The 9,376-nt window shown below is 40.2% G+C and carries 8 protein-coding genes and 1 pseudogene; 3 read left to right on the top strand and 6 right to left on the bottom strand.

The window, feature by feature from the left end; genetic code table 11:
• The 5 genes and pseudogenes from BN161_RS14265 to BN161_RS14245 form a co-directional block, all read right to left on the bottom strand.
• A pseudogene (locus BN161_RS14265) lies at nucleotides 1-656 on the bottom strand (hypothetical protein); the annotation flags it as partial.
• 1 nt (nucleotide 657) lies between these two features.
• Nucleotides 658-1,293 (bottom strand): hypothetical protein, encoded by a 636-nt coding sequence (locus BN161_RS14260; RefSeq protein ID WP_125910837.1) that lies wholly within the window; start codon nucleotides 1,291-1,293, stop codon nucleotides 658-660.
• Nucleotides 1,293-1,796 (bottom strand): hypothetical protein, encoded by a 504-nt coding sequence (locus BN161_RS14255; protein ID WP_125910836.1) that lies wholly within the window; start codon nucleotides 1,794-1,796, stop codon nucleotides 1,293-1,295. The genes BN161_RS14260 and BN161_RS14255 overlap by 1 nt, the downstream gene beginning before the upstream one ends.
• A 54-nt stretch (nucleotides 1,797-1,850) precedes the next feature.
• The gene (locus BN161_RS14250) at nucleotides 1,851-3,458 is read right to left on the bottom strand and encodes a hypothetical protein (RefSeq protein ID WP_044267312.1); all 1,608 of its coding nucleotides are present in this window, start codon (nucleotides 3,456-3,458) and stop codon (nucleotides 1,851-1,853) included.
• 28 nt (nucleotides 3,459-3,486) lie between these two features.
• Nucleotides 3,487-4,251 carry a hypothetical protein gene (locus tag BN161_RS14245; RefSeq protein ID WP_044267310.1) on the bottom strand — a complete coding sequence of 255 codons (765 nt, stop codon included), beginning with the start codon at nucleotides 4,249-4,251 and terminating at the stop codon, nucleotides 3,487-3,489.
• A gap of 147 nt (nucleotides 4,252-4,398) precedes the next feature.
• On the opposite strand from BN161_RS14245, the gene BN161_RS14240 reads away from it, so the two are divergent.
• From BN161_RS14240 to BN161_RS14230, 3 genes are all read left to right on the top strand, one after another.
• Complete coding sequence (locus tag BN161_RS14240) at nucleotides 4,399-4,791, top strand: hypothetical protein (RefSeq protein ID WP_044267308.1); 393 nt, start codon at nucleotides 4,399-4,401, stop codon at nucleotides 4,789-4,791.
• Nucleotide 4,792: 1 nt separating this feature from the next.
• Complete coding sequence (locus BN161_RS31035) at nucleotides 4,793-5,275, top strand: rhomboid family intramembrane serine protease (protein ID WP_044267305.1); 483 nt, start codon at nucleotides 4,793-4,795, stop codon at nucleotides 5,273-5,275.
• 160 nt (nucleotides 5,276-5,435) lie between these two features.
• Nucleotides 5,436-7,268, top strand: coding sequence for a hypothetical protein (locus BN161_RS14230; RefSeq protein ID WP_125910835.1), 1,833 nt, complete (start codon nucleotides 5,436-5,438; stop codon nucleotides 7,266-7,268).
• Here the strand turns inward: BN161_RS14230 and BN161_RS14225 are convergent.
• Complete coding sequence (locus BN161_RS14225; protein ID WP_052356292.1) at nucleotides 7,265-9,226, bottom strand: portal protein; 1,962 nt, start codon at nucleotides 9,224-9,226, stop codon at nucleotides 7,265-7,267. The genes BN161_RS14230 and BN161_RS14225 overlap by 4 nt on opposite strands.
• Nucleotides 9,227-9,376 lie beyond the last annotated feature (150 nt).

The following is a 9,376-nucleotide window of genomic DNA, read 5'->3' as shown; positions in this document are numbered from 1 at the left end:
TACATGACGGCAGTTATGGTATTGGCCACTGTGTTTACATTCAGGACACGCAACCAGGAAGTATAATAATCTCCGGTACCTGAAGCAAGATTATTCACCACGCCATAAACGACATCATTTTCGTCAAGAGCTGTGAAATCATTCTCCCAACGTTTACGCAGTGGAAGCCGATATGTACCGTCTTCCAGGAGTTCGACGCTCTCAATAGTCCCTGACTCAGAAAATGAATAATCGCTCTCCATAGCAGACAAGCGGTTGAAGATAAGCTCTAAAACGGTCAGCGATGACCGCAACTCCATGCGGTCAGCCTGTATTCGTCCATTTTCAGCAATTATGCCCTTGCCCGCGATAAGTGAATCTATGGCTTCGCCAACCTCTAAGCCTCCAAAAAGACGTAATAGATAGTCAGTACTATCGATTTTGTCCTTACGGAGGAATATATCTTTTAAGATCTCATTGTTATTTGCAATCTCAGCCAATATTCTTAAGGCTGAATATGTGTTTTTATTCGTAGGAATTGTAGTATCCCCTACTTTTATCAAATAGATAGATGATCCTCCCCCACCTTCTCCGGGAGAAGAAACTATTTTCAAGGCAACCTTATTACCATTTACCTCAAAAATAACGTCGCTATTTTCTTCATCTATATGATACATATTACTTTTGTGGAATAAGACTGACTGCAATGTTCCTCATCTCTTGAGATGTTACTTTATTCTCAAAGATGGAATACACTAAACTAGCAGCCATATAGCAGATAGCTTGCGATACAGGTTCATTCTGATCAATATCTAAGTCTGTACCAAGGGTATATTTCGCTTCATACACGAACATTTCTAATTTAGAATCAGACTTTGCAGAGTATAGCATTAGTACTCTATTACCAGAGTTATTATATCCCATTATGCACACAGGTTTGTAACTCCCAGCCCTTGTATAAGAGTTGCATTGCTGTTTATATTCCTCTGAGTTTAAATCAAAAGCTACAATACAAGTTCTCTTCCAATTAGAAAGTTTGATCGCAATCAAAGAGACAAAATCATCAGGAACAGGTATAAGACATTTCCCCTCACTATCCGAGGTCACAGTAGCATCAGAAGAAACACCATTTTTCTTATTGACACATCTAACAGGAGAATTCATTTGTACCAAACTTACAGCATCTGGTATAACCGCTTTTATATACTCTTCAATCTTGACCGTATCTTCTGATAGGAGAGAAAGAGTTTCTTCCTCTCCTATTTCGTTGAGTATTGCTTTGACTTTACTTATGATTTCCTGTTCAGTCATCATTATTTCCAGTTAGGGAATGACACACCAGTTGCAGCAGCTTTAGCCTGTATTGCAGCTTTATTACCAAGATCAGCAAGAGGGATATTATAAGGTTCACCCATTAAGATATCTTTCGCTTGCTGCGAATTCTTCACATCTGGATACACCCCAGCACCGCCACTTATTTCACCAGATTCTGATATATCAGAAGTAGTATCTTGCTCTGTACTTTCCACAACAACTTTATCAAACTTCTGAGTGCCTCCTCTTTGAACTTGCAATGTACCCGTATCTCGAATCAGAACAGATTCTATCTCTTTGATAATCCTCGCTTTAAATTTGGGAGAATTTTCAATAGCTTGCTGAATTACTGGATTTGAAGTAGTGTATGTGGCAGGGACAATACCAGCCGTTGTTAAAGAACCATGACGGAAGTCAACACGAACATGTCCAGTACCCATAGGGAAAACAGAACTTTGTTCTATCATCCCATAAATTGCGTATTTTTTCTTGTAAATTTTCATATAATTAAAAATTAAGAGACGGAGTACTATACTCCGCCCCTACATTTCACAGAATCAATTTTGAGCATAAATTACACCCGTATATTTCTCCCAGGTAGTACCATTATACTGATAGATTTCACCCGTCTTCGATCCGGTAATTGCGGCACAAGCAGCAGTTAAATAAATAACATCATTCAACTTTGGATTTTCAGGTGCATTGGTAGCATTGCTCCAATTAGTGATAGCCGAAGCACCAGGGATATTATCACCATCAATATCTTCACCATTGACCCAGATATGAGAATAGCCTTTCAACGCCAAAGCATTGATAGAAATGATTGCTTTTCTCTTTGCTTCTTCACCCTCAATCTTTTCAGAACTGGTTTCTTCGTTCTTGATATAGTAGCGAACAATACCGGACATATCAAGAATGCCACCACTACAAGAATATCCCAGATAATCCAAAGTCGGTTCATGCTTCAAATAGAAGTCTCCAAACACAGTGTGAAGTTTAGTACATGAGAACCCCCATTGTTGATCGGAAGTCATTGTGATGTCCTTGTGTTTGGTGAAATCGATATTCTGAATTTGCTCCAATAAATCACGCCCCATAAGCCACCATGCTTCTTTAGAACAGTTCTGACCTGTGAATTTCAATTTTGCTAAAGCAATAATATCAGCAAATGTCCACGGGCCGATATGTTCATACTCACGTTTAAATTGCCAACGAACACCTTCGGAAGTATATACCAACTGACGCCCCATTTTACCACGGTCAACCATTAATTTGCCCTTATGGCTCACCCATAAAGAACGATTATTCTTTCTACGGTGTTGCTTAATCATAGCTTCAGCAATTTGGGCCTGATTAAAAGGAATACGTTTTTTCTGGGCATCGAAATAGTCAGATACTACCTCATTCATGATAGTCTTCTGTAAGTAAACTCGCTTAGGAGTCGGGAATACAACATCAGGAGCAACTTCCTTTTGAGTTTCAGCACATGCATTTGTCAAAATAACAATTTCTGTTCCTTTGGGAATTGTAGGAAGTTTGCAATAGGCATCACCCTCATTCGTCTTCGGACCATTAATTGCCATGACAATAGGTTTACCACTCGAATCTTTTCCCGTAATAAACAGCATAAGGTCCACTCCCTTGATTTCCGTTTTTCCATCTTCAGTATATCCGTTGACTCCTTTCACCAACACCGTACCATTTTCCTGAAATAATCCACGATCATCCGAAGGGACGCTGATAGGAGCTTGCTGGTCACCAGAAGCAGCATAATCTTCAGTAGTGAACACCGAAGATTTCTGTTCATCGATAACAAAGTGATCTACTTCAAACCCTGTAACGCGAACCTTCTTCTTAGCTTTACGCATGATACCATCTAAAACAGTCTCATCCGTACCAATCTGAAAAATATCGTCATCAATATCCGGTTGGATAAGATTGCCGCCACCAACACCTCCAGTAGCATCTGATACTCCGGAAACAGTTGTAGGGCTACCTGGTAATTGAGTAGGTTCGCCTGCATTTCCCGGAGATGGTGTGGAACCCGGTGTAATTACGGTAGCATCAGCCATAAGTACACCGCCACCAACAAAGACGCAAATAAGCGTCAACAGGACGGAAAGAACCGTCCATTTCTCTCTTTTCAAAAAACTAAATACTTTCATCTTTTTTTTAATTTATAACAGTTAATAATCAAGCATTTAAAGCAGCCTCAACGATAGAGTTTCTTTTTCGCATATTAGGATTTCCCGGAACACTCGTTATCCCTTTAGGTAGTCCGTCTCCACGTTCTTCTTTCATCTTATTGATGTTTTCGTTACGGCCTTTCACTACACCAGCGGCCAAAGCATCTTGGGTGTCCTTGTCGTAATTCAAACCTTTGTCCAAGAAGTCGCATATTTCACGGGAATAACTTCCCGACATGATCGGAGAAATAACATTCGTCCAAACCTTATCAAGAAACTCCTCAATATCATAACCTTTCTCCTGACACCATCCCTCTACAATAGGCATGCTCTTTTCAAGGTTATCATTATATTCCTTCTTGCTAGCCTCCATCGCCTCCATTTCCTGCTTTCGTTCTTCTTCGGCTGCCAGAATATCATCATATTCCGGAGTACCTTCTTCCGCAGTAAGCAAATCTTTGCCAAAATAGCGCGCCATTGCATTACCGGCACCACGTTTCTTGTTTACAATATCGGCAAGCATCTGAGCCAAACGAGGATCTTGTTGCAAAGCTTCGGCAAGCTTATTGCGTTGTTCCTTATTTCCGTTGATATATCCCATCAACATTTCAGCCGATGATTCATCATCATCTGCATTATAACCGGGAATTTCATCGCTCAAAAGTGATCTCAACTGATCCCGTTTTGTAGGAGTTTGAACTTGTTCGGTGCCCGGAACTGAATCTGTATTGTCAACTACCGTTTCCCCCTTCTTTTCTTCCATATCTTCCATAAGCAAATTCTTTATTTATTTGATGCACAAAAAAAGCACTAAAATGGAAAACTATACCTGCGTTTTTACAACTAAAAGCTGCGTTTTTAGTAAAATCGCAACTTTTAAAGTATTACTTTAATTATATTTGCATAAAACATTATTATAATGGATGATATATTCAGAGAAATAAGAGACAATTCTATAAGAGAAGCATACTTTGATGCATTGAAAAGCTTACGAAAAAGTATGCCTTATATTTCAACCGAAGAAATTATTCAGGAAGTTATGAAGAAAGAGGCACCTCGTTTTTTCATAACTTATGATAATGCACGTAGGGTTATATCACTTATGCATCGTGGAAAACCTATCAAAGTTTCCAATGAAAATAAATTGTGTATGTATAAAGACTTATACGCCAGATTTCTAAAGTACAAACAAGAAATGAAGGCGCCAGGTTATTGCGTATTAAAATATATCATAGAACAGCCAGCGCCTTCTTACTACGTGGCAATAGATACAATGAGAGGCATCATTTATAAATCAATAAAGAACAGATAAGATGATATTTATCATTTTCCTTGTATTCATATACTCCATTGGTTTTTATTGCGACACTACGCAATTAGGTATATACAATGGGTGCGAATGGTGGAACTATATTACTTATAGCTTTGTCCACACTAATTTTTTTCATCTAAGTATCAATTCTGCATTATTCTTGTTTTACTGGAGAAGGCTCCGGAACTTCAACCTGTATATCATTATGCCAATAATGGCTATAATTCCTATTCTCTCAGCAATCTTTGCAACCTATCAGGAACCGACAGTTGGTGCCTCAGCAATAGTCTTATCTATGGTAGGCATTATTACAGCCGGCATTGAACGACGTTATATGCCGAAAATCATTCTCCTACTTGCATTTTCATTTCTAACCACGGGCTTATTCGCTCCACATATCAATACGCTTATCCACGTATATAGCTTTCTAATATCATTTGCGGTAAGCCTCTTATCCAGGAGGTTTATATATGACCGTAAATGAAATAATACAGAAAAACAGAGAACGGCTTGCGATAATACGAAGTCCATATAATCCGATAACCGGCGAAGGATCAACATCTATTTCCCGGAAAAAGGTCTATATAAAAGACTGTCCTATTGAAGAAATGTATCTTCCGGAACAATTCGCGGAAACCGGTTTTGTGAAAAAACTCATTGAGATTGGATTTAATGGATATATCAAGTTCATCCTCAAACAGGGTATATCGGATAAGATAAGGAATGAGCTTTGGACATCATTTTGCCAGGAACGAATAAATTATGACTTTGAATACTGGGCCTATTCATGTATTCAGATATCGGCGAAAGGAAAAGGAAAAGACATAGCATTTTTACTTAATCGGGCACAAAGATACTATTTAAAAGAACTGGAAAAGCTTCGCATAGCTGGTGTCCCTATTGACATTATTCTGTGTAAGGCCCGGCAATGGGGTGGTTCCACACTTACTCAGCTTTATATGTTGTGGATACAGCTTATACACCGTTCCAATTGGAACTCTGCTATCTGTGGACACATTGAATCCGCAGCCCGGAATGTATCTGGTATGCTTCAAAAAGCTGTCGACAATATGCCTACATGGGCAACGGGCGGTATTCGCCTAAAAACGAATCCTTATCAAGGCTCACAGAAGACGCGTTCCATCAATACAACGAATAGCCGATATTCTATAGGTTCGGCAGAGAAACCGGAAAGTCTTCGTTCAGAAGATATTTCAATGGCCCATTTGACAGAAGTGGGTTTATGGAAAGAAACTAAGGGAAAGAAACCGGAAGACCTTGTACAATCCATATTCGGGTCAATACTTAGCGGCCCCTACACTATCAAGGTTTTGGAATCCACCGCCAAAGGAGTAGGTAACTATTTTCACCGTACTTGGTTGGATGCAGTCGAAGGGCGTAACAATTTCACTCCAGTGTTCATTCCCTGGTTCATGATTGATATATATTCAAAACGCATCGATCCAAAAACATACAATGCGTTTATTGCCACCATGACCGAATATGAATACTGGCTGTTTGAGATTGGTGCAACTTTAGAAGCTATTGCTTGGTACAGAGACAAATCGCTGGAATTTAAAGATAAATGGCGTATGTGTTCTGAGTATCCGTCTACGGCCGCAGAAGCATTCCAGAGCACGGGCCGGAGAATATTCCCACAAAAATACGTCGAACAAGTTCGGACAGCCACTCTCCCGCCTTGTTTTTATGGCGAATTTGTGGCAAACGATATTAAAGGTAAGAACGCACTATCTAATATTCGTTTTGAGCACATAGAGCCTACAAAGGACCTGAATAACATCCTGTGGGTATGGGCACTTCCCGACTATACAGAAAAGTATTATGACCGATATGTGGTTAGTGTCGACATTGGTGGTACATCGGAAGCCGCGGACTTCTCGTGTATTAAAGTGGCTGACCGGCTCCCAATGCTGGAAGAAGGTGGGCTACCGGAAATTGTCGCCGAATGGCATGGACATATCGAGCACGACTTATTGATATGGAAAGCTGTACAGATAGCGGCTGCATACGGAAATGCCGTGCTTGTAATTGAAAGCAACACGCTTGAAACTGAAGGAACCGAAGGAGATAATTTTGACTACGTTTTGGATGAAGTGGTAGAGTACTACGACAACCTTTATTCTCGTACATCTCCTGAGCAAATTAAGCAGGGGTTACCAGTCAAATATGGTTTCCACACCAATCCCAAAACTAAACCGACAATCATTAACTTCCTAAAATCTGCCATGCGTGATTATCTGTACATCGAGCGTAGTAAACCTACGACCTTCGAGATGGATACCTACGAACTCAAAGAGAATGGTAAGGAAATGGGCGCTGCCGAAGGTTGTCACGACGACTACCTTATGGCAACGGCCATCCTTGTATATGTATGCTACAAATGGCAACTCCCACGAATTAGGCGGGAGTTTAAGCGAACCCAAAAGACACGTATTGTTAGCGAGGCCTCAATTTAAGCTGCATGCTGCACCATTCCGTCTTCAGGAGATGCAAACGCATCATTTCCGGCACGTTGCATAAGCGCGTTGCCTTGTGGCATCATTTCTCCAGGAACACCCCCCATTGCCTGTTGATTCATTAAAGCCTGCTCGTTTCGCTTGATAGCTTCAAGTATCTTTGTAGCAAACGGATAAGAGCAATTCTCCAACAATGTCTTGACATCAATCGCATTCCGTTCAAAGAGTTGCATCAAGAAGTCATTCTGTAGCATCTGGAATGATGGAGTATTAGTGCCCTCAGTGATTTTCAAATCAATCTGTGCATTCTGAACTTTATCCGGATCATAGTACTTTGCTTCTTCCGAATAATCCCTCCCAGACAAATCAATGTGTCTGGCAGAAGTATAATATTGCTGGATGGTTTGCATAACCATATAATCTCTTCTCTTACGGAATGAATTGAACGATTCAAACATTCCTTTCAGATTCAATGAAGAGTTCTGAACTTGTTGTGCGTACAAACTTGCGGCTGTGCCTGCACTTGGCTGTTTACCTTGCATAGCACTATTCACGCCTGAAATATCATTGATGAGCTTCAACTGCAAATTCAATAGTTCATAATCACCGGCAACAGCCGCCTGCCCATTATACTGCTGAACGACATTACTGAGATTCTGACCACCTTTCAAGTTACAGAACAGAACTCCATTATAACGCACATATTCGTCAATTATTTCTTCGCGAGTCATACTTTCAAAAGCTGATTCATCAACAATCAACACACCTTTGGAAGACGAACTACGAATGAAATCAATCAATGTCATTGTTCGATTGATAGCACGTTGCTGGTCTATGAAATCCTCTACATAATTGAAGACCTTTCCCTGTATCATTGGGTACACATGGAAAGCATAGTTATGCGAACCATGCCAATAAGGGCTCCGGCCTTCTTGAAGAATGTCTCCCCAAGGGGACATGTACCGGTAATACCAATACTGTTCATTGCCATACTCATATTCGATCAACAATATGTCCTCCGGCAAAACCCCATGAGCAAGTGCCTCATTCGTTCGCTGTTGATTCTCCCAATCAATTTCCTTCTTTTCGTTCAATCCTATATAGTAGAATGTACCTTTCAGTGTATCATGACAGAAGTATGCCTCCCGGCTCTCCAACCTCCACCCAAAGATAACCCGGCACAAATCAGGACGAGATGGGGTGTAGAAATCTAAATCTTTCGTTTCCCTTCCCTGCAAACCATCATAAGTAAGATATGTGTCGCTCACACGATATATGTTCTCTATCCACTCTTTATCAGCCCGGCTTTTAGCAAATAGGGAAACCACCTTATCGAGTGGCATATCATACACTTCACCGATACAATTCAAGTCCCAGGTACGAACATCCTCAATATTCGTATTGAAAAACATACGCGCTGGATTACAGCCATAAACCCAAACATCATTCATCCGTTTAGTCGGGTTCCAGCCATATTCCACACGCTGGCCCACATAGCCACCGCATAACATTAATCTGAGACTATCAGAGTCCAACTCCCGAATTTCATTAAGATCATGGACATATTCAACCGCAATACTCATCATCTCTCCGATTTTGGCCTCTTTCTGATCCCGGACTGTACAGATAGACTGAGTTACATTATTACGAAACTGCCCGTCAATATTTTTAAGAATGGGACTAATCATATTGTTTTTCAATGGAACCTTACCATTCTTTTTGATTAAGTCCGCCTCTCTGATCATCAGATCTGTTTCCGGGTCCTTTATATAATCCCCCCATTGATCCTCGTAAGCATACATGACGCTTCGGCGCATTTTCCTCCGGGCCTCATCCAATGATGCCCAATACTTACTAAACTCATCCAAAATATCCAGATGCTTCTCGTTGCGTCTTTGCACACGAGAAACATTTGTCTTACGTACTGGTTTTACACTTCTATTTAAGAACTTATTCATAGCTACACATTTTTCACAAAAGTAAGATAGTTAACTCATTAGATAGCTGTTGATTTACAACAAAAAGTGAAATATTCGTATTTTACATAATGAAATAAATATTTAAAATAATATACCCTATATATTTGATTTTTTTAGTGATATCTTCAA

The sequence above is a fragment of the Bacteroides timonensis genome (assembly GCF_000513195.1).
Classification (GTDB): domain Bacteria; phylum Bacteroidota; class Bacteroidia; order Bacteroidales; family Bacteroidaceae; genus Bacteroides; species Bacteroides timonensis.
This window is presented reverse-complemented; position numbering and strand designations above follow the sequence as displayed.

Bases quoted from the DNA above. Each gene is read 5' to 3' on its own strand.
- BN161_RS31035 (WP_044267305.1), top strand. From the start codon at position 4,793: ATGATATTTATCATTTTCCTTGTATTCATATACTCCATTGGTTTTTAT.
- BN161_RS14240 (WP_044267308.1), top strand. From the start codon at position 4,399: ATGGATGATATATTCAGAGAAATAAGAGACAATTCTATAAGAGAAGCA.
- BN161_RS14255 (WP_125910836.1), bottom strand. From the start codon at position 1,796: ATGAAAATTTACAAGAAAAAATACGCAATTTATGGGATGATAGAACAA.
- BN161_RS14225 (WP_052356292.1), bottom strand. From the start codon at position 9,226: ATGAATAAGTTCTTAAATAGAAGTGTAAAACCAGTACGTAAGACAAAT.
- BN161_RS14250 (WP_044267312.1), bottom strand. From the start codon at position 3,458: ATGAAAGTATTTAGTTTTTTGAAAAGAGAGAAATGGACGGTTCTTTCC.
- BN161_RS14260 (WP_125910837.1), bottom strand. From the start codon at position 1,293: ATGATGACTGAACAGGAAATCATAAGTAAAGTCAAAGCAATACTCAAC.
- BN161_RS14245 (WP_044267310.1), bottom strand. From the start codon at position 4,251: ATGGAAGATATGGAAGAAAAGAAGGGGGAAACGGTAGTTGACAATACA.